The 23,141-nt window shown below is 44.1% G+C and carries 21 protein-coding genes, 1 tRNA gene and 1 pseudogene; 8 read left to right on the top strand and 15 right to left on the bottom strand.

What is annotated here, in order from left to right:
• Positions 1 to 11 precede the first annotated feature (11 nt).
• Together serS and L5M49_RS02585 are read left to right on the top strand one after the other, a co-directional pair.
• Positions 12 to 1,298 (top strand): serine--tRNA ligase, encoded by a 1,287-nt coding sequence (serS, locus tag L5M49_RS02590; RefSeq protein WP_028759943.1) that lies wholly within the window; start codon positions 12 to 14, stop codon positions 1,296 to 1,298.
• 19 nt (positions 1,299 to 1,317) lie between these two features.
• On the top strand, positions 1,318 to 1,440 hold the full coding sequence (locus L5M49_RS02585) for a hypothetical protein (protein WP_028759944.1): 123 nt from the start codon (positions 1,318 to 1,320) through the stop codon (positions 1,438 to 1,440).
• A 99-nt stretch (positions 1,441 to 1,539) separates the two neighbouring features.
• Here the strand turns inward: L5M49_RS02585 and L5M49_RS02580 are convergent, their stop codons facing one another.
• The 6 genes from L5M49_RS02580 to punR form a co-directional block, all read right to left on the bottom strand.
• Positions 1,540 to 1,878, bottom strand: a complete 339-nt coding sequence (locus L5M49_RS02580) for a TusE/DsrC/DsvC family sulfur relay protein (RefSeq protein WP_105252498.1) — start codon at positions 1,876 to 1,878, stop codon at positions 1,540 to 1,542.
• Entirely contained in the window at positions 1,872 to 2,153 is a 282-nt protein-coding gene (gene tusB, locus L5M49_RS02575; protein WP_105252497.1) for a sulfurtransferase complex subunit TusB, read from the bottom strand. Before tusB ends, L5M49_RS02580 begins: the two co-directional genes overlap by 7 nt.
• On the bottom strand, positions 2,153 to 2,509 hold the full coding sequence (gene tusC, locus L5M49_RS02570) for a sulfurtransferase complex subunit TusC (RefSeq protein ID WP_028759947.1): 357 nt from the start codon (positions 2,507 to 2,509) through the stop codon (positions 2,153 to 2,155). The genes tusB and tusC overlap by 1 nt, the downstream gene beginning before the upstream one ends.
• 14 nt (positions 2,510 to 2,523) lie before the next feature.
• Positions 2,524 to 2,913: a sulfurtransferase complex subunit TusD gene (gene tusD, locus L5M49_RS02565; protein WP_028759948.1), complete on the bottom strand. Its 390-nt coding sequence runs from the start codon at positions 2,911 to 2,913 to the stop codon at positions 2,524 to 2,526.
• A gap of 69 nt (positions 2,914 to 2,982) precedes the next feature.
• On the bottom strand, positions 2,983 to 3,642 hold the full coding sequence (locus L5M49_RS02560; RefSeq protein ID WP_263265397.1) for a Bax inhibitor-1/YccA family protein: 660 nt from the start codon (positions 3,640 to 3,642) through the stop codon (positions 2,983 to 2,985).
• A 339-nt stretch (positions 3,643 to 3,981) separates the two neighbouring features.
• Positions 3,982 to 4,884 carry a DNA-binding transcriptional activator PunR gene (gene punR / locus L5M49_RS02555; RefSeq protein ID WP_028759950.1) on the bottom strand — a complete coding sequence of 301 codons (903 nt, stop codon included), beginning with the start codon at positions 4,882 to 4,884 and terminating at the stop codon, positions 3,982 to 3,984.
• A gap of 115 nt (positions 4,885 to 4,999) precedes the next feature.
• Between punR and punC the strand changes: the two genes are divergently transcribed.
• Together punC and L5M49_RS02545 are read left to right on the top strand one after the other, a co-directional pair.
• On the top strand, positions 5,000 to 6,271 hold the full coding sequence (gene punC, locus L5M49_RS02550) for a purine nucleoside transporter PunC (protein WP_263265396.1): 1,272 nt from the start codon (positions 5,000 to 5,002) through the stop codon (positions 6,269 to 6,271).
• Positions 6,272 to 6,351: 80 nt separating this feature from the next.
• Positions 6,352 to 6,442, top strand: a tRNA-Ser gene (locus L5M49_RS02545).
• Positions 6,443 to 6,692: 250 nt separating this feature from the next.
• Here the strand turns inward: L5M49_RS02545 and L5M49_RS02540 are convergent.
• The 3 genes and pseudogenes from L5M49_RS02540 to fadE all read right to left on the bottom strand — a co-directional run.
• A pseudogene (locus L5M49_RS02540) lies at positions 6,693 to 7,040 on the bottom strand (IS982 family transposase); the annotation flags it as partial.
• Positions 7,041 to 7,166: 126 nt separating this feature from the next.
• A complete protein-coding gene (locus L5M49_RS02535) occupies positions 7,167 to 9,053 on the bottom strand; it encodes a cation:proton antiporter (RefSeq protein ID WP_263265395.1) in 1,887 nt (628 codons plus the stop codon).
• Positions 9,054 to 9,696: 643 nt separating this feature from the next.
• Positions 9,697 to 12,144: an acyl-CoA dehydrogenase FadE gene (gene fadE, locus L5M49_RS02530; RefSeq protein ID WP_198573281.1), complete on the bottom strand. Its 2,448-nt coding sequence runs from the start codon at positions 12,142 to 12,144 to the stop codon at positions 9,697 to 9,699.
• A 244-nt stretch (positions 12,145 to 12,388) separates the two neighbouring features.
• On the opposite strand from fadE, the gene L5M49_RS02525 reads away from it, so the two are divergent.
• The gene (locus L5M49_RS02525; RefSeq protein ID WP_105252419.1) at positions 12,389 to 13,168 is read left to right on the top strand and encodes a class II glutamine amidotransferase; all 780 of its coding nucleotides are present in this window, start codon (positions 12,389 to 12,391) and stop codon (positions 13,166 to 13,168) included.
• 312 nt (positions 13,169 to 13,480) lie between these two features.
• Here the strand turns inward: L5M49_RS02525 and L5M49_RS02520 are convergent, their stop codons facing one another.
• Together L5M49_RS02520 and L5M49_RS02515 are read right to left on the bottom strand one after the other, a co-directional pair.
• Positions 13,481 to 14,272: a DUF3108 domain-containing protein gene (locus L5M49_RS02520; RefSeq protein ID WP_263265394.1), complete on the bottom strand. Its 792-nt coding sequence runs from the start codon at positions 14,270 to 14,272 to the stop codon at positions 13,481 to 13,483.
• 215 nt (positions 14,273 to 14,487) lie between these two features.
• Positions 14,488 to 14,916, bottom strand: a complete 429-nt coding sequence (locus L5M49_RS02515) for an MGMT family protein (protein WP_028760045.1) — start codon at positions 14,914 to 14,916, stop codon at positions 14,488 to 14,490.
• Between the two features lie 545 nt (positions 14,917 to 15,461).
• Between L5M49_RS02515 and def the strand changes: the two genes are divergently transcribed.
• The 3 genes from def (at position 15,462) to L5M49_RS02500 (ending at position 17,613) form a co-directional block, all read left to right on the top strand.
• A complete protein-coding gene (def, locus tag L5M49_RS02510) occupies positions 15,462 to 15,953 on the top strand; it encodes a peptide deformylase (protein WP_011789520.1) in 492 nt (163 codons plus the stop codon).
• A 230-nt stretch (positions 15,954 to 16,183) separates the two neighbouring features.
• Positions 16,184 to 17,029, top strand: coding sequence for a rhombotarget lipoprotein (gene rhlP, locus L5M49_RS02505; RefSeq protein ID WP_263265393.1), 846 nt, complete (start codon positions 16,184 to 16,186; stop codon positions 17,027 to 17,029).
• A 143-nt stretch (positions 17,030 to 17,172) separates the two neighbouring features.
• Entirely contained in the window at positions 17,173 to 17,613 is a 441-nt protein-coding gene (locus L5M49_RS02500; protein WP_263265392.1) for a DUF4274 domain-containing protein, read from the top strand.
• A 79-nt stretch (positions 17,614 to 17,692) separates the two neighbouring features.
• On the opposite strand, the gene L5M49_RS02495 is transcribed toward L5M49_RS02500, so the two are convergent.
• The 4 genes from L5M49_RS02495 to L5M49_RS02480 all read right to left on the bottom strand — a co-directional run bounded on the left by L5M49_RS02495 (position 17,693) and on the right by L5M49_RS02480 (position 23,022).
• Complete coding sequence (locus L5M49_RS02495; RefSeq protein WP_168825107.1) at positions 17,693 to 17,902, bottom strand: hypothetical protein; 210 nt, start codon at positions 17,900 to 17,902, stop codon at positions 17,693 to 17,695.
• Positions 17,903 to 18,087: 185 nt separating this feature from the next.
• Positions 18,088 to 18,471, bottom strand: coding sequence for a VOC family protein (locus tag L5M49_RS02490; protein WP_113939623.1), 384 nt, complete (start codon positions 18,469 to 18,471; stop codon positions 18,088 to 18,090).
• Positions 18,472 to 18,613: 142 nt separating this feature from the next.
• Positions 18,614 to 20,785 (bottom strand): alpha-amylase family protein, encoded by a 2,172-nt coding sequence (locus L5M49_RS02485; RefSeq protein ID WP_263265391.1) that lies wholly within the window; start codon positions 20,783 to 20,785, stop codon positions 18,614 to 18,616.
• A complete protein-coding gene (locus tag L5M49_RS02480) occupies positions 20,782 to 23,022 on the bottom strand; it encodes a glycoside hydrolase family 13 protein (protein WP_263265390.1) in 2,241 nt (746 codons plus the stop codon). Before L5M49_RS02480 ends, L5M49_RS02485 begins: the two co-directional genes overlap by 4 nt.
• Positions 23,023 to 23,141: the final 119 nt, after the last annotated feature.

The following is a 23,141-nucleotide window of genomic DNA, read 5'->3' as shown; positions in this document are numbered from 1 at the left end:
GAATATATCACATGTTAGATCCTAAATTTTTGCGCAACGAATTAGAAGTTACCGCTGAGCGACTGGCTACCCGTGGCTTTATTTTAGACATAGCTCATCTCATTCAATTAGAAGAAAAGCGTAAGTCACTGCAAGTGGCTACCGAAGAATTACAAGCGTCGCGTAATGCCATCTCCAAATCCATTGGCCAAGCTAAAGCCCGTGGTGAAGATGTTGACGCGATTATGGCGCAAGTGGGCGATTTAGGTTCACAGTTGGATGCCAAAAAGATTGAACTGGCCGCCGTACTTGAAGAAGTCAATGCCATTGCCATGTCTATGCCTAACCTGCCTGATGAATCAGTACCAATGGGTGCCGATGAAACAGAGAACGTTGAAGTGAGACGTTGGGGTACGCCACGCACTTTTGATTTCCCGATTAAAGATCATATCGATTTAGGTGAAGGCTTAAACGGCTTAGATTTTAAAAATGCAGTTAAAATTACTGGCTCACGTTTCATCGTGATGAAAGGCCAAGTCGCCCGCTTAAACCGCGCCATTGGTCAGTTCATGTTGGACTTACATACCACAGAGCACGGTTATACCGAAGCCTATGTGCCATTACTGGTAAACGAGGCAAGCTTACTCGGCACAGGCCAGCTACCTAAGTTTGGTGAAGACTTATTCCACACTAAACCTGCGACTGAAGAAGGCCAAGGCTTGAGCCTTATCCCAACCGCAGAAGTGCCATTAACTAACTTAGTTCGCGATAGCATTGTTGATGAAGACGAGCTGCCAATAAAGTTAACTGCGCATACTGCATGTTTCCGCAGCGAAGCGGGCTCATACGGCAAAGATACCCGTGGTCTGATCCGTCAGCACCAATTCGATAAAGTTGAAATGGTGCAAATTGTTAAGCCTGAAGATTCAATGGCGGCACTTGAAGCGCTGACAGGTCATGCTGAAACTGTATTGCAGCGCTTAGGTTTACCGTATCGAACAGTGATTTTATGTACTGGCGATATGGGCTTTGGCTCAAGCAAAACCTACGATATCGAAGTCTGGTTACCAGCACAAAATACCTATCGTGAGATTTCTTCTTGCTCAAACATGAAGGATTTCCAAGCCCGTCGTATGCAAGCGCGTTACCGTGTGAAAGCAGACAATAAGCCTGCGCTATTGCATACGTTAAACGGCTCAGGTTTAGCTGTAGGTCGTACTTTAGTGGCTATTTTAGAAAACTATCAAAATGCTGATGGCAGTATCACAGTCCCTGAAGTTCTGCGTCCTTACATGGGCGGTTTGACTCAAATAGGCTAATGGAACACAAAATAATACTATGGATAAAGGCCAGCGCTATCTCCGTTGGCTTTCCTATACCGCTGTGATTGCAGTATTTTTTGCTGTAATGCTCGCCACCGTAGGCAAAGCCATCTGGGTTGTGTTAGAAAACGTCAAATAACCCTATCAACTTTGTTCAAGTAAAAAGAAAGGCATGTTTCCCAAGGGAACATGCCTTTTTGTTTGTGTCATGTTTACGTGATGACTTAACCCTATGCCATTAAATACACTTAGCTGGTTTGGGCAGGCCCGCGATTTTCGTTGCTTGTTTCGCAGGTCCAATCGGGAATAGGGTATATAAGTATTTTGAATTGCCTTTGTCTGGTCCTAAGGCTTGGCCAATGGCTTTAACTAATACACGGATAGCAGGGCTCGTTTTATATTCGAGATAGAAATCTCGAACAAAGTTAATCACTTCCCAATGGGCTGGCGTAAGTACAATTTGCTCTTCTGCCGCTAACAACAGGGCCATATCGGGTTGCCAATCGTTAAGATTTTTTAAATAACCTTGATGGTCACGGGCGATTTCTGCGCCATTAAATTGCAATGGATTTACCACGTTATCACCTTGTCATGGAGTAATGATTGAGCCACAAACTCATTGTAATCGATAAGCATCACGTTCTTTAAACGTTCGGATAGGCCACGTGCGACAACATCGTCTTTTAAGACCATCAACTTGAAGGGCGATAATGCCATTGCCCACTGGCGCAGCAGTAACGCGTTAACGCCATCGCTCGATAATAAAATTGCATCTTCCTTACAGGCGTAACGTAAACAAAGTTTCAGCGCGCTATCTCGACTGGGAGATGTTTGAATATGATGTAAAATCATTAGAATACTAAGACCTCATCCACTTGGTTTAAATGGGCTGCGATGGCTTCATCGTTGACCACTGTCACTGGGATCGACAGTAAGCCATGGCTTAAGCCGTAATCGGCTAAGGATTGCTTACAGACAAATACAGAGCCAATATCATACAGCGGCAGTGCTTTAAAGGTGGAGATGTAATCTTTAGCACCAATAAGCTCAGGCTGTTGATCTTTAATCAAATGCAACACACCTTCATCAACAAACACTAAACTCACTTCTTGTTCGAAGCTAGCGCTAAGCAGGGCAAGATCTAAACCTTCGCGGCCACGAACAGTACCATGTGGCGAGCAGCGAAATAGAATACACAATTTTTTCATAGTAGCCCTGAGAGTTAAAAACTGATCAAACGATCGGCCGATTCAATACCTGTGATTAGCTCACCTAAACCGCCCATGATAAATGACTCGCCCACATTCCAGTGGCTTAGGCCATTCTCGCTGGCATCTTGCTGACTCACAATGCCACGACGTAGCGCTGCAGAAACGCAATTGACTAACGGGACCTGATGGGATTGCGCCAGCTGTTTCCAGTCACTGATCACATCATTTTCATCGGAGGCGGGTAAGCTTAAATCTGTGGAGTTATACACGCCATCTTGATAAAAAAACACACAGATAATCTGATGCCCAGCTAAAAGTGCAGCTTGGGAGAAGCGTAAGGCGTTAACACTCGCCGACGTGCCATAAGCGGGCCCGTTCACTTGGATAATAAATTTGCTCATTTAAAATAAAAATGGCCCTAAAAGTAGGGCCATTCTAACGCAAGTTAAGCTAAAAATCGCTAACTAGGATTAGTCATCGTTGCCTATGCCCATCAGGTGCAACAGCGCGATGAAGAGGTTTAAGAAGTCTAGGTATAACGAGATAGTCGCGCGAATGTAGTTAGTTTCGCCGCCATTGACGATACGGCTAGTATCAAACAGGATAAAACCTGTCATCAGTAACGCCAAGCCCGCGTTAATTGCCATAAAGGCAACACTGTTACCCATAAAAATATTAATCACAGCGGCGGCGATCACCACAAGCAAGCCGGCGAACAAGAATCCACGTAGGAAAGAGAAATCTTTCTTAGTGGTCACTGCATAGGCTGATAACGCAACGAAAATCACTGACGTTAACCCCAGTGCTTGCATGATCAGCTGTGGACCGTTTGCCATACCCGCGTAGTGATTGAGCATGTAGCCCAGTGAAGCACCTTCTATACCCGTAAAGGCAAACACCCAGAAGATACCCGCTGCAGACTCGGCTTTACGTAAAGTGACAAACAACAGTACTAGGCCACCAATCGATAAACCAATGGAGACTAATGGACTGATATTTAATGCCATTGCCAAACCCGCACACAGGGCAGAGAAGGCCAATGTCATCGATAACAGCATATAAGTGTTTTTAAGAAGTTTGTTCACTTCCAGTGTTGACGCACTCGTCGAATATAAGGTTTCTTGGGTCATGTTGATCTCCGTTGACACATTTCCAAACTGATCATTTTGATTTTTTACGGCACACTAAGTTCCCGTAAAATCCTAAAATGAACTTAACTGGTGCAATGATACCGTACATGAGATACGGGTGAAAGTCATAGAACCATGAATAACAAATTGTTAATCTTCAAAATTTTACTCAATTATTTATTTCAAATTTAACTGCAAAGCATAAAAAATAAGATTCTTGTATCTGCGTCTTCATCCACTATGAAGGTAAAGACTTAGTCTGTACATAAGCAGACGGTACACAATCACACTCAACGCTGATTTCAATGACTAGATCAACATATTGAGTTTAAACCAAGCTTAAGCCAGCCACTCTTTGTGCAATTTTTCAGTATCGCCAAGATATTCCAGCACCCAAGCGAGCGCAGGCGACATCTTGTCAGCATTCCAGGCCAAGCAACAAGGGCTTGTCTGCTTTGGATTTTCCAGTTGTTTTTCAACGAGCGCACCCGCCTTAATAAACACGCTCGCTAAATGCACTGGCATATAACCGACGCCTAAACCTTCACGGAAACAGTTAATGGCACGGATCCAATCAGGTACGACTAACCTGCGTTGATTCTCTAGTAACCAAGTCATACGTTTTGGAATTTCCCGAGAGGTATCTTCTAAACAAATCGAAGGAAAAGGGCGCAGCTCATCGTCACTTAATGGGCGGTCAATACTGGCCAAGGGATGATTTTTACTAACAAGAAACGCCCACTCAATATCCCCCATGTCTTTATATTGGTAAACGCCACCGACTGGAATTGCGGTTGTCGCGCCAATAGCAATATCACTGCGACCCGTGGCGAGCGCTTCCCAAACACCGTTAAAGACTTCAATACGAATAATTAATTCAATATCATGGAAGTGTCGATAAAAGTCAGCAATTAATACGCTGATCCTGTCGGCACGGACGATATTATCAAGGGCTATGGACAAGGTGGGTTGCCAACCATTTGCCACACGCTGAGTGCCACGTTTCATCTCGTCCATCTGCGTGAGCAAGGTTCTGGCTTGCTTCACAAAATGTTCACCCGCAGGGGTTAACGTTACGCTGCGATGATGCCGTTCAAAAAGAATGACGCCGAGTTCTTCTTCTATTTGCTTGACCGCGTAGCTCACGGCAGAGGGTACTTTATGTAGCCGATTCGCCGCCGCGGTGAAACTACCTACACGAGCCACAATATCAATGAGTTCTAGCGCTTGTTCTGAGAGCATAACTGACGTCCATTCCAATGAAAATAATTGATAGCACAAGTCAAAAATAAACGTTTCCAATAAATTTAACAAGTCTTTAGACTGCACACTTTAGTCAATCTGACCCGATTATTTTATGAAAACGTCTAGTAACACCTTTGTAAACATAAAGTTCTTTATGTTTCTATTCTATTTAGCCATGTTGAGCATGCTTGGCTTTATTGCCACTGACATGTATTTGCCTGCTTTCAAAGCAATTGAAGGCTCATTTAACAGCACACCATCACAGGTGGCGATGTCACTGACCTGTTTCCTTGCGGGTCTTGCCTTAGGTCAGCTGCTTTACGGCCCGTTAGTCAATAAAATCGGCAAACGTTGGGCACTGATCTTTGGCCTTGTTTTATTTGCCATTGCTAGCGTGTTTATTGCCAACAGTGATTCTATATTAATGCTCAATACCGCGCGCTTCTTCCAAGCCATTGGCGCCTGTAGCGCAGGGGTTATTTGGCAAGCTATTGTGGTTGAACAATATGATGCCGATAAAGCCCAAGGTATTTTCAGCAACATTATGCCATTGGTCGCATTATCACCTGCATTAGCACCGATCCTTGGCGCTTATATTCTGAACGAATTAGGCTGGCGTGCAATCTTTATCTCCTTGTGTGTTATCGCTTTTCTGCTGGTATTGATGACCTTGTACTTTGTTCCAGGCAAGAGTCAACATAAACACAGTGAACATGCAGCTGTATCTTATGGGCAAATTTTGAAAAACACCCGCTATTTAGGCAACGTCGTGATCTTCGGTGCCTGTTCCGGTGCTTTCTTTGCCTACCTAACTGTGTGGCCGATTGTGATGGAAATGCACGGTTATCAAGCGACTGAAATTGGGTTAAGTTTTATCCCGCAAACCATCATGTTTATTGTCGGGGGTTATGCGAGTAAGTTACTGATAAAACGCATTGGCGGGCATCAAACACTGAATATCTTGTTGTCGATTTTCGCAGCCTGCGTTATTTCGATCATCATGTTCACGCTGATTTATCCCGCGAGCACGATTTTCCCACTGCTTATTTCGTTCTCGATTTTGGCCGCAGCTAATGGCGCCATTTACCCGATAGTCGTGAACAGCGCGCTACAGCAGTTTAGTCAGAATGCTGCTAAAGCCGCAGGATTACAGAACTTCTTACAGATCAGCATTGCCTTTGGTGCATCAAGCTTAGTCGCTATGTGGGCAAGTCTTGGTGAAGTGGCGATTGGTTGGGGTATCCTATGTTGCGCTATCTTAGTGGTGGCCGGCTATATACTTAAGAGTCAACAAGAGTGGGGCGACTTTGCCAAACATTTCACTAAGCCAGATCCCGCACGGGTAGGCATAATGTCCGATGTGAAGCAAAATCCAGCGGATTGAGTGTAATAGCAACAATTGGCGCATAATTGAGAGTTAGTGCTTTACAGTCAACAGACTTACTTATATTATGCGCCTCGTTCGGAGGGGTGGCAGAGTGGTTTAATGCACCGGTCTTGAAAACCGGCGTGGGTTTATAGCCCACCCAGGGTTCAAATCCCTGCTCCTCCGCCATATTTAGTCAAAAAGCCGCTAAGCAATTAGCGGCTTTTTGCATTCTGAAAATTATATTCACAGGCCCAAATTGGATGACTGAGACTCATTAATCTGAAATCGGTTTAACGCGCCATCATTGTAATAGTATTAATTTCAGCGTTAGCGTCTTTTAATTGATAGCGATGAGTCTCAGAATCATATTGAGCAAAACGCTATGCGCGTACTACTGTGTTTGGAGTGCTCTATTTGAGGGCGATTATTTAACTTATCTATGATAAACGTCTGGATAGAATGCTTTTATACTAATGCAATCCATATACTTGATGCCCGCTGGCACACTTTTAAGGCTGGAGAAATATGCTGTAAAGAAGCATTAAAGTACTGGGTATTATCTCAAGAAAACGTGTGTAGCTCAGTAAATTGGGGAAAAGCTGATTTGTAAAAGTGAGCTAAATAGCCAATGTAAAAATTTTGAAATGATTATGGTTGGGTGCTAAGAAGGTAATGATGATCGTCACACGGTCAGCATATTGACCTTAGCGTGCTCCATCCGTTAACAGCGTTTTCTTCCATTCTGTGATGAAACAGCAAAAAAATCATCGACATCGCAAAATATTTCAACTAATTAGTGTATTGGCCCTTCGGAGTGAGATAGTTCCTGTTGGATCGAAAGATCCATCACGTGGAGGGCCATTAGTTTACATTCTCTTATTCCGAATTTAGGTTAAGTCGTAAACCTCAATTAGTACTTTACTAATGTATCTTCCTTAGCTTGTAATGACTCTGCTGTCGTTTTCTCTTGTGCTTCTCGCTCTGCAATCGCTTGCTGCACTTTGGCTTCTTCTAAGGCTTCAATTGGCAATAGACTGATAAGCTCAATGCCATTCGGAAATACGGTATCATTACCCGAAACAACGACGACCTTACCTTCTTTTGTCAGGTAAACCAGTGGTATTGCCGTCTCACCGTAACGTTTACGAAAATGTTCAAAGCTGAAGTTTTCGGTTAAATTCGTTACTTTAAGTTGAGCGCCTTTCGCCATTAGGCTGGCTATCTTGGCATAAGACACTGCATCACCAAACAAACATAAACGTTGCTTATAACTTTCAGAGAGCTGGTGGCGCGCACTGCCAACTTCGGTATTATTAAGACCAAAAACTTTTTTAGCACCAAAAAAGTCTTGGAAATGAAAGCTCACTAACGGGTTTAACTGTCGGTAAGGTGAAATAATCAACACGCGGCCAATTCCAGTTAAATCCATATAAGTTTCAGCATGTTCCGAAACAGGATTACCGAAATACACTGGAATATTATCCATACGCGCAAGGCGAATATTATCCCAGTTATTATCAGCCAGTAGCACTTTGACATCTTTGGCTTTTAAAATTTTCGCTAACTCTCTGGAAAATTTAGAGGCACCAAAGATCAATAAACCTTGGGCAGAATCGGCTTTGACACCGAGGAATCGCGCCCAACGTCCCGCCGTTAAACTTTGGACCACCACAGTGCCGATAATAATTAAAAACACTAAGGGTACAATCGCATCTGCGCCCTGCACATTATTGGCTTCTAACTTAATCGCAAACAATGACGATACCGCAGCAGCAACTATGCCTCGAGGGGCAATCCAGCATAAAAACCACTTATCCGCTTTCGACAGAGATGTGCCTATACCAGAAGCCCAAATACTCAGCGGTCGTGCCAATAACATGGTCACAGCTAAAACACCCAGTCCACCCCAGCCTAAGCCGAGCATGGCGTTAGAATCTAATCGCGCCGCCAGTAAAATAAACAGTGCTGAAATCAACAGAACGGTTAATGTTTCTTTAAATTCAAGGATTTCAGCAATATCCACACCACGCATATTCGCAAGCCAAATGCCCATAACCGTCACAGTCAATAAGCCCGATTCTTCTTGTAATAGGTTCGAGCCGACAAAGATACCCAGCATTAAGGTCAAAACGGCGGTATTACGCAGATAGTGTGGCAATAGGTTGTGTCTTAAGATTTGTCCCGTTAGATAACCCGCTACTGCGCCAAGTCCTAATCCGAGGGACAACATAGAGCCTAAGGCATAGAGCACATGCGTCGTTTGATCGCTGGCAACGGTTATGTATTCAAAGACTAACACTGCGAGCAGCGCGCCTATTGGGTCAATCACTATACCTTCCCAACGCAAAATACTCGCCAGCTGGGATTTAGGACGCACACTTCTGAGCATTGGCACGATAACGGTAGGCCCAGTCACTACCACTAGCGCCCCAAAGAGCAATGCAATTTCCCAACTAAAATCCAGTAAATAAAAGGTGGCCGTACTGATACAGGCCCAAGTGATCACGGTACCGATAGTCACAAGATGCGTCACCATACGACCATGATCTTTGATTTCTTTGAAGTTAAGAGTCAAAGCCCCTTCAAATAAAATCACGGCGACCCCGAGGGAAATTATCGGAAAAAGCAAATCACCAAAAATCGTATCAGGATTGAGGAATCCAAGCCCAGGGCCTAAAGTGAGCCCACATAGCAACAAGGGTAAAATCGCTGGTAACCGCAGTTTCCAGCCAAGCCATTGACAAAATAACGATAGCACTCCAATTAGCGCTAGCATGCCAGTAATGTGTTCAACCATATAAATCCTTTAGATAACTGAGCTAAATACTAATGAGCTTAGCTTTAATGACGCAGATGACAACAGCATGAACAGTAAGCTGAAATGATCTATTTGATATATCCACTGTTAAATATGACTCTTCCCTCATCACCTATGGAGAAAAATCAAGAAAACGGAGCAATCTAGCGACATCAAGTAAAATAAGCTGTAGTACAAATCCGCAAACATTAGATTTATCTTAAATAATTTGAGCTCTCTTTAACGTGCTTTGACTGCAATAGTATTAAATTCTGCATTTAGGATGTTCAATTTTGACTTATTGTCTTTTAAATGATTGGCGGTGAGCGTCACAATCAGTCCAGTGGGAAATGAAAATAATGGTAGAGCATCACGGTGCCTTATCATTAATAGTAAGCTTTATCAATGTATTATGTTTTGTTCAAGATGAGTTCGTATGGCGTTCTAGTTGAACACTTGGGACGGTGCCAAGTAAACTTTAAGTATTGAGGGAAAATGGGTAACGAATTATTGAGAAAGCGTAAATTCTTTCCAAGGGAGGTTATCTACAAAGCGCTACCATAAAAAAAGAGCCGCTCACAGTTAATCGAGCGGCATTAGGCTAATTAGCCTCCTTTTTGTGGTTTAAATCTTACTGAGTGGATTACGCAGCACGTTCCTGTGAAGTGGTTGAAACCACTTCTGGGCGCAGTTCTGCTGGGTCAAAGTCATCAACGTTGATTGACTTCATCCGGCCAATTTCCGCTCTTTCTAGTAATTGTACTTCGGCATCGCTTAACACACCTAAGGCTTTACCTTCTGCGGCAACTTTATCTAACCACATAAATGGTAGACGTTTACCACTGGCTTTACAGACTTTGTCATGTAGCGGTTCAGACGCGATGATGTCGAGTAGTGTTTGTTCTTGGATCCCCACAGCATTGTGCTCAGAGTTAGTCCAGAACTGGCCTTTACCTAAACGGTTACGGCTTTCACACGGTGTTTGCATGATCTTAGCAACTTTATGATCTAACACATCGCTTGGGCGTTTCAGTGGACGACCGAATGGGAACATCACCACACGTAATACGCCACCAAGGCCCATAGGGAAGTTATCCAGTAAATCGTCTAAAGAAGCTTGTAGCTTATATAGCGCATCTTCAACTGCCCATTGTACTAATGGCAAGTCGTCGGTTTGACGGCCTTCATCTTCATAGCGTTTCAGCGTGGCTGATGCCAGATACAGTTGGCTCAGTAAGTCACCTAAACGGGCAGAGATACGTTCTTTACGTTTAAGGTTGCCGCCCAAGGTTGCCATGGCTAAGTCAGAGAGCAGGGCAAGGTTGGCACTGAAACGGTTCATCTGTTGATAATAACGCTTGGTTTTATCTGAATAAGGCGCGTTAGAGAAACGGCTTGATGTCAGACCTAACCAGAAGCTACGGATGAAGTTACTGGTCGCGAAACCAATGTGACCAAAAATAGCTGCATCGAAGTTAGCTAAACCTTGACCCGATTCAGTATCAAACGCTGACTCCATTTCTGCGAGTACATACGGATGGCAACGAATTGCGCCTTGGCCGTAGATGATCATAGAACGGGTAAGGATGTTTGCACCTTCAACAGTAATTGCGATAGGCGCAGCTTGGTAGCCACGGCCTAAATAGTTATTGGGGCCAAGACACACGCCTTTACCGCCGTGAATATCCATGGCATCGATAACGCATTTCTGCATTCTGTCTGTCAGGTGATATTTTACAATCGCAGAGATAACCGACGGTTTTTCACCTAAGTCGATACCTGTAGTGGTCAACGTGGTTACCGCATCCATCAGATAAGCGTTACCGCCGATGCGTGCCATTGGCTCTTCGATACCTTCAAGCTTACCGATAGGCAATTTGAACTGACGACGAATGCGAGCATAAGCCCCTGTTGCCAGCGCTGCGGTTTTCACGCCGCCAGCTGAGTTTGATGGCAGTGTGATACCACGGCCCACTGACAAACATTCCACCAGCATGCGCCAGCCTTGACCAGCCATTTTCGGGCCGCCAATGATGAAGCTTAATGGTACGAATACTTCGTTGCCGCGAGTCGGACCGTTTTGGAACATGCAGTTGAGCGGGAAGTGACGACGACCCGTTTCTACTCCTTCCACATCGGTAGGGATCAAAGCACAGGTGATGCCGAGTTCTTCTTTATCGCCAAGGAGATGCTCTGGATCGCGCAGTTTAAAGGCTAAGCCTAATACTGTCGCGACAGGGGCTAAAGTGATGTAACGCTTGTTCCAAGTCAGCTTCATCCCCAGAACTTCTTCGCCTTCCCATTGGCCTTTACACACAATACCAAAGTCAGGAATCGAGCCTGCATCGCTACCGGCTTCTGGGCTGGTCAGTGCAAAACAGGGGACTTCTAAGCCTTTGGCTAAACGCGGTAAATAATGGTTTTGTTGCTCTGGCGTGCCGTAATGTTGCAGCAGCTCTCCAGGGCCTAAAGAGTTAGGTACGCCAACAGTTGAAGCCAACTCACTGCTTAACCCCGCCAGTTTTTGTAACACGCGAGATTGGGCATAAGCTGAATATTCTAAACCGCCGTATTTTTTCTTAATGATCATGGCGAAGAAACCGTGATCTTTCAGATATTGCCATACGTCGGCAGGCAGATCGGCAAGTTGATGTGACACTTGGTGTTGATTCACCATGCGGCACACTTCTTCAACAGGGCCATCGAGGAAGGCCTGTTCGTCTGCACTTAAACGCGCAACTGGGTAGTTATGGAGTTTTTTCCAGTTCGGGTTACCCGCAAACAGATCGGCTTCCCACCAAGTGGTGCCGGCTTCAATCGCTTCTTTCTCTGTTGAAGACATTTCCGGCATGATGCCGCGATATACCTTCATCAGTGGACGACTGATCACATTTTGTCTAAATGCACTGATATTTAACGGCAGCGCGATCACGAGGAAAACGATCCAAGAGATAGGGCCGACAACATCGAGTGTCCATCCTGCTGTCATCACAACAGCGGCTGTAATAGTGGCAGTGAGCAAAGATACCCGAAGGTAAGCTAGGGCTCCTAGCACTAAGATCATGGCGATGATCCAAAGTAGGGTAGTCACTGTAATTCTCCTTAAATATGACCGAGTGCCAACCACAGGTCATAGAGTGTTTTATTGATTGCGATCACAATTATAGTTTGTGGTCAGACCTGTGTCGCATAAAAGTTAAACCTAAGAGAATTTTAATACAAGTATTTTTCAAACAATTGTTTAAATTATTTGTCAGCTTTGATCATTCCACAAATGTCATCAACTAGTTACAATGCCAATAAGTAGTTTTTTTGATTGATGATAGGCGAGAAATATGTGCGAGTTACTTGCGATGAGCGCCAATGTGCCGACCGATATTGTGTTTAGTTTTACGGGATTAGCACAACGTGGTGGTGTAACCGGTCCCCACGTGGACGGCTGGGGTATTACTTTTTACGAGGGGAAAGGTAGCCGTACTTTTAAAGATGCTTGCCCGAGTAGCGAATCGCATATTGCAAAATTGATCAAATCCTACCCGATTAAAAGTGAAGTGGTGATAAGCCATATTCGCCAAGCGAACCGCGGCTGTGTGTCTTTAGAGAATACTCATCCTTTTACCCGCGAATTATGGGGACGTTATTGGACCTATGCCCATAATGGTCAATTGACGGACTATCTGCCCAAGTTTCATGTCTCGCGCTATCAACCCGTAGGCGATACCGATAGCGAACTTGCTTTCTGCTGGATTTTGGAACAAGTCGCCCAGAAGTTTGGCGGTACTAAACCTGAAGATATGTTGGCAGTTTTCCATTACGTCGCAACGTTGGCCGAGCAAATCCGTGCCTTAGGTGTGTTCAACATGATATTGAGCGATGGCGAGTATTTGATGAGCTATTGCAGTAATAACTTATGTTACATCACTCGCCGCGCGCCGTTTGGTAAAGCGAAACTTATCGATACCGATGTGGTGATTGATTTTGATAAGGAAACTACCGCCCATGATGTGGTGACTGTGATTGCGACTCGCCCATTGACCGAGAATGAACAGTGGCGCGTTATGCAGCCGGGTAACTGGAAGCTGTTTAGATTGGGTGAGCTGTTAATCGATCTCTGATGCTATGCCGTTGAGCTAAATAATGAGGGCGAGCGGATTTACGGTTGATTTTGTTTTGTTCAGGTCACTTTATTAAAAAGTTCGATTCAGTATCTAACATACCTTCTAGCAATCAGTGATGAACCATTAGCGATGAACATTAACCGAAACCGAACTTAGAGGTAGGCCCTAAGTTCAGTTAGACATAGTTCGGTTAGATATTCGTTCGGTTGGGTTTTATTCGATATTAGTTTGGCTTTAGTTCAGTACTTTTATGCGAAGGCTTTGTATCATTGGGTTAAGTTAATTCATCTTAACTCAATGCCTTACCGATTAACCCTCAGTCGTGCCGAGCAGTTTAGGCACTAGCAGTTTTTCTGCAATGTCTGCAGGTATGGTTTCTTGGTGCGGCACTTCATCGAAGTGATATTTAAGTAACTTAATATCGAGCTGCTTACTGCCTTTTTCAAAGTGAGTTAGACGCACGGGCAAATACGCTAAGTCAGGCGCCATCCAGAAGAAGGTTTGACGTTTTTTATTGTCACGCACGACTTCAATTTTGACTGTGTCGTAACTGCCGCTGTCGATGTTCATTCGTTCTTTACCGATCACATGAAACTTGTATTCATCGACTTCGTTATCCTTGACCATCTTATAGTTGAGCACTTCTTTGCCTGCCATCATATCTAGCCTAAATTGCAACTGCACCATAAGAGGATCAAAGATTTTATCATCATAGGGAAACTTGCCTTTTTCATCTTTGTAACGGGTATGAATAAAGCCTTGAGCTTTGGCGAATGCGGTTTGCTCCGTGTAATTAGGCCCGACACCTTGGCGTTGTTGTAAGTAACGCAAAGGACTGAGCTGCGAATCATTTTGAGTAAATTCACTCAAGATGTGACGCACATCGGTTAACAATAACAGGCTGAGATCGCTATCAAAACGATACTTAAACACGCCATCTTCGGCATTGGGTAGCGTGTATTTGGCTTTTCCTAATTCAATGTCTCCATAGTTGACTTGGTATTCGGCCGTCTGCGGTGTTAGCGGCGTTGGCGCTGCCATGGCAAACATACTTTGAGTGAGGACGGTAAAACTCACTAATAATGTGGGAATGGTACGCAAAGAATGCTCCTTGGGTCGCAGGTTTTCACCTTGTATCACTACAGAACGGTCGGTAGTGGTTGATAAAAAAGTGTCGAGTAGCATGCTTACTTACACAGTTCTGGGTCAATCAGTTGAGCATAAATCAATTATCGGATCGACTGTAAGCAGGTTATAGCCGAGGACGACGTTTCTGTAAATAGAGATGTAAATAGTTTATGGATCAATATATTAAACTAAAATGGCATTGCCATGACTAAAGTCACCAGATCCGGGCGCCACTCGTATTCAGACAAACTAATTTTGCCGCAGTTCACTGTTATCCCTTCAATTCTTAATAATTCCATCTGTTCTTGAAAGAAGGTTGAATTTTTCTCGAAGGATATTTTGCCTTGACTATTGAGTACCCTATGCCAAGGGAGTGACAAATGTTCGGGAGCTGCTTTCAGCGCTTTTGACACATAACGCGCTCGTCCCGGTAATCCTGCATAATCAGCTATTTTGCCATAGCTGCTGACTTTACCCTGCGGGATCATGGCGACGATATGCCAGATTTTCGCCATAGGAGACAAATCCACTGCTTGGGGCTGTTTTTTCGCTACACTCTGTTTATCTTGTTCAAGGTATTGATACAGTGGTGATTTTTCTTTAGGAAACGATGCCATTGAATTGTTAACCCTCAGCTTAATGGTATTGATACCAATCACATTAAATATCTAATCAGTTCAAAGCCTCACAGGTATTTAAATCTCAGGCGCATTGACGCAGAAATCGTTATTCTCTTTTAAGTCAATGCAACACCGGAGTGGGATACCTGTGAGGCTCCCAAAGGGCGGGTTTCAAAACGCTTTATACTGCGTTTAAGGCTTTCGACAGAGCACCACTATGCCTTCAAGCCTTCGCCTTGTCTAAAGCGCGTTGAATTCTCGCTGAATGAACAGATATTTAATACGATTGGTATGACTCACAAAGAATCACGCTCAAAAACTTTTGCTTGATGAGTTCACGCTAGTGTAACGGTAAAGCCTGGCTTAGCGGAAGATGTGAGAGTATTTGGCATTTAAAGGATTAAGCACTTCTCGATATTTTTATCGGCTAGCTCGATTACTAACAAAATATTTAAACTGTTTTTAGCTTAAATATTGTGTAAATGGTCAAATAGTCCATAATAGCGCCAATTTTTTTGACTCGATGAGAGAAGATAACTGGCATGGCTGTACTCGATATTCTAACTATTCCCGATGAGCGCCTTAAACGTAAAGCGCAACCTGTAAAAGATATTGAAGCTGTTCAGGGATTTATCGATGATTTAATCGAAACCATGTATCACACGGACGATGGTATAGGTTTAGCGGCAACTCAAGTCGGCAGTACAGATGCCATTATCGTGATCGATTTATCTGACGGTCGCGACCAGCCTTTAGTGCTGATTAACCCTGAGATTGTTGAAAAGTCAGGTGAGTTCGTCGGTGAAGAAGGTTGTCTGTCTATCCCCGGTTATCGCGCTAAAGTGTCACGTTTTGAAAAGGTTAAAGTGACAGCCTTAGACAGAACTGGCAAGGCTATCGAAATCGAGACTGATGAGTTTTTAGCCATAGTGTTGCAGCACGAAATCGACCATTTGCATGGCAAAGTATTTATCGAACATTTATCCATGCTAAAACAACAAATCGCCCTTAAAAAAGTGCGTAAATACGCTTAACTTTTGACTTAAGTTGTATTTTAGAGAATGGTTGTACCTATTGACTAGCCGCATTTATAGTGCGGCTTTTTTGTATTTAAAATCTAATCAAGGAAGATTAATGCTGTGATATGTGAACATAACAGCTTGTTTTTACTCTGATGAATGGATAAGGTAACCCAAAATCTACATTAGTTGTAGGTTCAGTTTTCATCATTAACAGCAAGTGTATGGATACGGTAGGGAAACAAATGAAACTTAAGGTATTAGCCTGTGGTATAGCCTCATTCGCAATGCTTTCACTGGGTGGTTGTAGTGCATTTTTTAACGGTAATACTACGGAGAAAAATGCGGTATCAAGTAGCTTAGTTGAATATTTATACCCTGATGAGAAGAGTCGCCAAGCCCAGCAGCCATCCTTACCTGTGCTGCGTTTACCTATTACCGTCGGCATCGCTTTCTTGCCTTCGTCCCATTGGCAAGCCGATGCAATTGATAGCCGAACTCAGATGGCATTACTTGATAAGGTTAAAAAATCCTTTGTTAAATATGACTATATCGATCGTATCGAAGTGATCCCAAGTACCTATCTTAAAAATGGTAAAGGTTTTGAAACCTTGCAGCAGGTTGCTCGCCTGCATGATGTCGATGTGATGGCATTGGTTTCTTACGATCAATTGATGCAAAGCCACGAGAACAAGTCCGCCATCCTTTATTGGACTATCGTGGGTATGTATTTAATCCCCGGTAATGAAAATGCGATTCAAACCTTTGTTGATACCGCCGTTTTCGATATGCGTAGCCAGAAGATGTTATTTAGGGCGCCAGGTATTAATCAGTTAACTGAAAGTTCAACCGCTGTTGGCGTGACGACAACCCTAAGAGAGAAATCCTACGAGGGTTTTGATCTTGCGGTGAACGACATGATAGTCAATTTAGATGACGAGCTTGCCCGTTTTAAAACTCGGGTTAAGGAAGAGCACGTCGCCACCATAGAACATAAACAAGGTTACAGCGGCGGTGGCAGCTTATCGCTATTAATACTTTCACTATTGGGGATTTTTGCGGTGCGCCGTTTAACCATCTGCCGAGAATAGTTGAACCCATTTATCAGGGGTGAGGTGAATGAAAAGGAGTTTCAATGTTTTGGATATTTCTACTTCGGGCTTTGTATTAAGTTCTTATCACTCCTTTACCCTATGTTAAATGGGCTGATTGAAGCATTAAGGACTTAAATATAATGACAGACATTATTGATAGAATTGTTTATGACATCAAGGATGTTGAAGAGGCGGTAAACCTTGTAAAAACTATCTCGTCAGCACATGAATTGTATGCCTTATTGGACCATTATAATTGGGATGATGGTAATGAGATTCCTATTGCAATTGCGGATCATCCATTATGCGAGTTAGCCATTGCCATAAAGCTATTTTGGCTTGCTGAAGCGATGGATTGGTTAGAAATGAATGAGCTAAATGAATTAATTCCAACAAATGAAGTAATAGAACCTTATCAACAGGAACATTATGATTTCGCGGTCATGCTGACTAAGCGAATTTTAAGCGGTTATTATCAGGTGAAAACAGTCTCTCATACTGAAAAAATAACAAAGACGGCGCAATATTTTCTTAAGAAGCGTGGAGTGCCTGAGATTTTGTATCAACCTATTGTGGTATGAGTGTAGAGGTATACAAGTTGTATTAGCCTCACCATTTATTTTGTAGCTTCTGTCCGTACACATTTCTATAAACCCCAAATCATATCCTTACAAAATACGGCAGTGCGATCAGGGCGATGCCGATGGCGATAAGTAACGCGAGATTGGTGACAAAATAGGGATAAATCATCAGGGTGAGGCCAACAACTAAAGGGATGGGGGCCGCTTGGCGTTTGCCATAGGTGAAAAAGCCAAGACCAAAGAGGCTAAAGACTAAACTCCATAGTAATAATGCTGGATTATCAAACATCTTGAGTTCCTCAATGGTTAACCTAGGTAGGCTTTGACCTTATCACAGCGCCAAATTAGTCAATCGATTACTTAAATTATTGGTTAAACGGCTGCGTCGTTTTATTGAGTCTAATGCTGACTATCCCGTAGCGTAATTAAGCTTTATTCATCTTATTGTTGCGATGTTGCCTTATTTCACTCGTGCTATAGCTCATATAACTCTAAGGGTAAGCCGTCGGGATCGCTAAAGAAGGTGAATTTTCTGCCTGTGTATTCGTCAATGCGGACGGGTTCAACGGTAATGTGATGGCTATGAAGATGTTCGATGGCGGTTTCAATCGATGCTACGCGAAAGGCGAGATGCCTAAGTCCACAGGCTTCGGGATAGCTTGGTCGTTTGGGTGGATTATCGAATGAAAATAACTCAATTTGACTCTTATCGGCCAGTTGTAAATCAAGTTTATAGGACTTACGTGCCTCACGGAAATGCTCTGCAAGCACGGTAAGGCCAAGAATGGTTACATAAAAGTGTTTGGACTTTTGATAGTCACTGCAAATAATCGCTGCATGGTGAATGCCGAGTAACATCGCTTTCCTTTGTGATTTTTAAAGGGTGATCAAATAAGATAGAAAGGTTTGAGATTATAACGGTTAAAAAAAGATAGCGTCACAGTTTAGCATGACGCTATCGGTCGATTTCACTTTTTAGCTCACCTAGCTTTTTGCTCGTTTAATCTTCTAGCTCGAATATGGCTGAAGACAGCGGTGCAAGTTGCATCTGAACTTGTCCTTCACCTTGTTTGACAACCAACTGTGCTTTATTGTCTTCCAGCAAATCCTTAAGTGGATAGGTCCCATCCGTTAACTGCCATTGGTCGATAAGTGGCTTTGGTAGCTTAAGGGATAATGGCTTTGCTTGGGTTTGATTAAAGTTATTCACAATAATCAGTTTTTGGCCCTTTTTATTGGTCGTATTTTCCTCAAAGCGCACAAAGGCAAAAGTGCTGTCATCATAACCCGTTGCACTGCCATGAGTATCCATTGTGGCGGTTTGTGCGCTGCGGTTGGCGGCATCGAGTGAGTAATATTCTCCTAAAAGCGCAGGTACATTTTTACCTGTGCTTAGGTTCAGTAATTTTTGATAATAAGCCCGCAAAGTGGCTTCCTTTACGGTTGATTGTCCACCATCAAACCTGCCATTGTTCATCCAGCGCTGATGGGCAGGGACGCCAACATAGTCAAAAATACTGGTGCGTGATGCATGACCAAATCCTGGGTTGTCGGTGGCGGCTTCTCCCACTTCTTGGCCAAAATACACTAACGTCGGTGAAGTGCCTATCGTTGCCGACACTACCATAGCGGGTAGGGCATAGTGTGGATTCACGGCTTGGGTTGCCGTGGGCTTATTTGTGTGTAGCGATGCTAAAAATGCCGCATTACCAATACGTTGCTCGTCGTGGTTTTCTAAAAAGTGCAGCATGTGAGATTCAATATCCTGCACTTTTTCCTGATCTGCCGCGATATTAGCTGTGCTGGTTTTACCCGCCATCACGGCTTTGAGCGTGTCGTAAAGGTCAACCTTATCGTACAGATAATCCATTTTGCCAAGTTGGATATAATCTCGGTACAAGTTAGGGTTATAGACCTCGGCCAAGATAAAGGCATCGGGATTTGTGTGTTTTATCTGGCTGTTGAGATAGCTCCAAAACTCCACTGGTACCATTTCTGCCATATCATAGCGAAAGCCATCGACCCCTTTTGCTAGCCAGTACTGCGCAATCTGATTGAATTTAATCCAAGAGCTTGGGAGCTCAGCTAAGTGTTGTTGCCAAAAAGCGTAATGCTGCGCCTGCGTTAAAGTGGCGAAATTGGCTGGCAGGCGAGGGAAGTCATAGGTGCCATCGGGGCGTACGCCGTAATTGATTTTAACGGTCTCGTACCAATCATTGGCATCGGGCTTGGCTAAGCGTGAGCCATTGCCAGTCCATTTTGCGGGAAATTCGTTGAATTTGCCGTCACTTAAGGGGTGAGCTTCTCCGCCCAGCGGTTTAAGTCCTGCGGGTAAGCTTGGCACTTCAAAGGCATGTGCTTGTCCCTTTGCCCCCTCCGAGCCATTATTAACATCAACTTTATCAAGGATATAATAGAAATTGTTGTTTTTGGCGTATTCCAGACTTGTATCATCATCTTCGCCAAAATCACGCACGCCGTGGGGTTTACTAACGGATTGATAATGGCGCGCCACATGGTTTGGCACGATATCGATAATCACCTTTAAGCCGTGGTGATGGGTACGGGCAATGAGCGCTTCGAACTCGGCTAAACGGTTGGCGGGATTGACCGCCAGATCTGGGTTGACGTTGTAGTAATCTTTGACTGCGTAGGGTGAGCCCGCGCGTCCTTTGACCACATCGGGATCATCAGTACTTACGCTAATAGCGCTGTAATCACCAATCAATGCATGGTGGGGAACGCCCGTGTACCACACATGGGTAACGCCTAGGTCCTTGATGCTATTGAGTGCAATATCATTGATATCACTAAACTTGCCGACGCCATTGTCGGCAATCGTGCCCCAAGGTTTATTGCTTGGATTTTTATTGCCATAAAGGCGAGTAATAATCTGATATACCACAGGTTTTAGCGTCATAACCTCACTCTCAGACTTTGGCAGTAACTCATTATCAAGCGCCTGCGCCGATGTATTTGCATTGGTCGAGAAGCTAAAAAGCGAGGCAGTTAATAAAGAGGCGCTGAATAGAGCGTTTAAACATAAGCTGAGTGATGACTGTCGGCGCTGCGGGGCTTTCGCTGCTTGGGTTATAAGTAAAGCCACTATGGGAAATTTCGCCGCTTGGGGGCACTGAGTCACTCTGGAATCGATAGGCGATAAAAAGCTCAAGACTGAATTCCTTTTAGGGTTGAGTTTTTGATTGGATGAGTTGTTTGAGCCGGAGTTAAATCGCTAGCTGAGTAACTCATGTGATTAGAGGTTTGACGGCTAGGTAAGCCAGTATTTAGCTGCGGTCTGGCTTTAAGCTCAAGGATAGTGACACCTGCGTGGGGCAATGCTAGCGCTTGATTAAGTGAAACTGTGTTGCCACTGATGATATCTGTAGCGGCGCGGTTATCGCCAAGTACACTGGCAAAGCGGTTTACATCTAGCGTGACTGCTTTGTCATTTTTATTATAAATCACCATGACTTTATCGGCCGAGGGTTGAGTGCAGGCATTGTGTTGGGCTTGAGAATTGTGTTGAGTTAGTGACTTAAGCGCTTCGGCTTTCTGTTCAGCTGATAATGGCACATGTAATAAGCAACGAAATTGCACATAGATACCATCCTGCGGCACAAAGTGCAGTAAATCGCCCGATTGCAGCGCAAGGGATTGTTTACGGTAATTCAGTAGGGTACGGACAAATTGCTGTGCTTGTCGTTGAGGTTCACTCAGTCCTTGGCCGGTAAAGGCATTCGTGGCACTGTTGGCAAACCCGCCGGGAAAATCACTGCGTACAACGCCATCGTGACGGCCCTCGGTTGGGCTGGTCATTAACACTTCTGTACCGTAGAACAGCTGCGGAATGCGTTTGGCGGTCAACACATAGGTGAGGGCCATCTTGTATAAGTCTATATTTTCTTTCACTAAACTGAAGATACGATTGGTGTCGTGATTGCCTTCAAATAGCACTAGCTTACTAGGTTCTGCATACACAAGATCGTTGGCTAACATCTCGTAAAGCTTGATAAAACCCGTATCCCAGCTTTCTGGCTCATTAAGGCTGGCAATCAATTTTTCATATAGCGGGAAGTCCATCAAACTGGGTAAATTTGAGGTATAGCCATCGGCATTGATTTTGCCCTTTTGCCAATAGGACACTGTGATGGGGTTTGCGGTCCATTCTTCGCCAACAATATTAAAATTTGGGTACTCAGCCATTACGGCCTTAGACCATTTAGCGAGAAACCCTTTGTCGGCGTAGGAGTAAGTATCTTCACGTATCCCCGAAAGTCCTGCGTACTCGACCCACCAAATACTGTTTTGGATAAGATAGGTTGCCAGTTTTGGATTGCTTTGATTTAGATCTGGCATAGTGTCGGTAAACCAGCCGTCGACAAAATCAATATGATCTTGCGCTGCCGCGTAGGGATCTTGCACTGTCGTGCGCCTATGGCTGGTGAAACGGGGGCTGGTAACGCTGGATTTAATAGCACTGGATTTAGTATCGGCAGACTGCATCAAGTCAGGCTTGGATTTGCGATTATGTAGCTGCGTTTTTGTGGCATCGTTCAGCCAGTCTTGGCTAGGTAAATCGTTGAGCCACCAATGGTTAGAGCCGATATGATTCACCACAACATCTTTAATCACCCCTAGGCCAAGCTTGTTAGCCTTAGCGACTAAGGCTTTATAATCTTCGTTGCTGCCAAAGCGGGGATCGACGCGGTATAAATTGGTAATTGAGTAACCGTGGTATGAATACTGGGCTTGATTATTCTCAAGCAGCGGATTGATCCATAACTGAGTCACGCCAAGTTTTGCCAGATATGCTAAGTGCTGGCTGATCCCTGCTATATCGCCGCCATGGCGAGCATCGGGATAGTTGAGATTACTGGGAGAGTTAGCTGCGACTTGCTCTAACATATCGGCTTGATTGTCATTACTCGTGTCGCCATTGGCGAATCGGTCCGGCGTGATAAGGTAAATCACATCCTTATTGCTAAATCCTTGGCGCTCACGGCTGCCCTTAGCACGCCCTTGCAACGTATAGGGCAGGCGATAAAGAGGCGTGTCGGCTTTTGAAGCCGAGTCAGTGTTGGAAATTATTAGCTCAAAGGTTTGCGGCGCAGCTTGGCTCAGATCTAAATTGATAAACAGATAGTGAGGGTTATCAGTGTGCTCAAGGCTTTTAAGTGTGATGCCTTTTCCTTGTATATCAACCTTAATCTGCTGCGGTAAGCTTGGAAGTTCGCGGCTATACAGCATCAGCTGTAACTCAGGGTTCTGCATTCCCGCCCACCAAAACGCGGGTTCAAGCTTAACGTCCGTTGATATATCTGGCTCAAAGGTGTTTGCATAGGCCGTATTAAATGAAGAGCAAACCAAGCATAAATAAAGCGCAATCATTAGGTTTTGACGGATCATAATGTAAGCCTTTTAAAGATAGAGAAGTAAAACGTGCTGGCATGATGAATGTTAGAAATGCTGAAATCTACATAAGCAAAAGCCTGCTTCTTAATTGAAGCAGGCTTTATTTGGGGTAG

It is taken from the genome of Shewanella sp. SM74, assembly GCF_025653725.1.
Classification (GTDB): Bacteria; Pseudomonadota; Gammaproteobacteria; order Enterobacterales; family Shewanellaceae; genus Shewanella; species Shewanella oncorhynchi.
The sequence above is the reverse complement of the archived record's forward strand: the minus strand, read 5'-3'. Positions and strand labels throughout refer to the sequence as shown.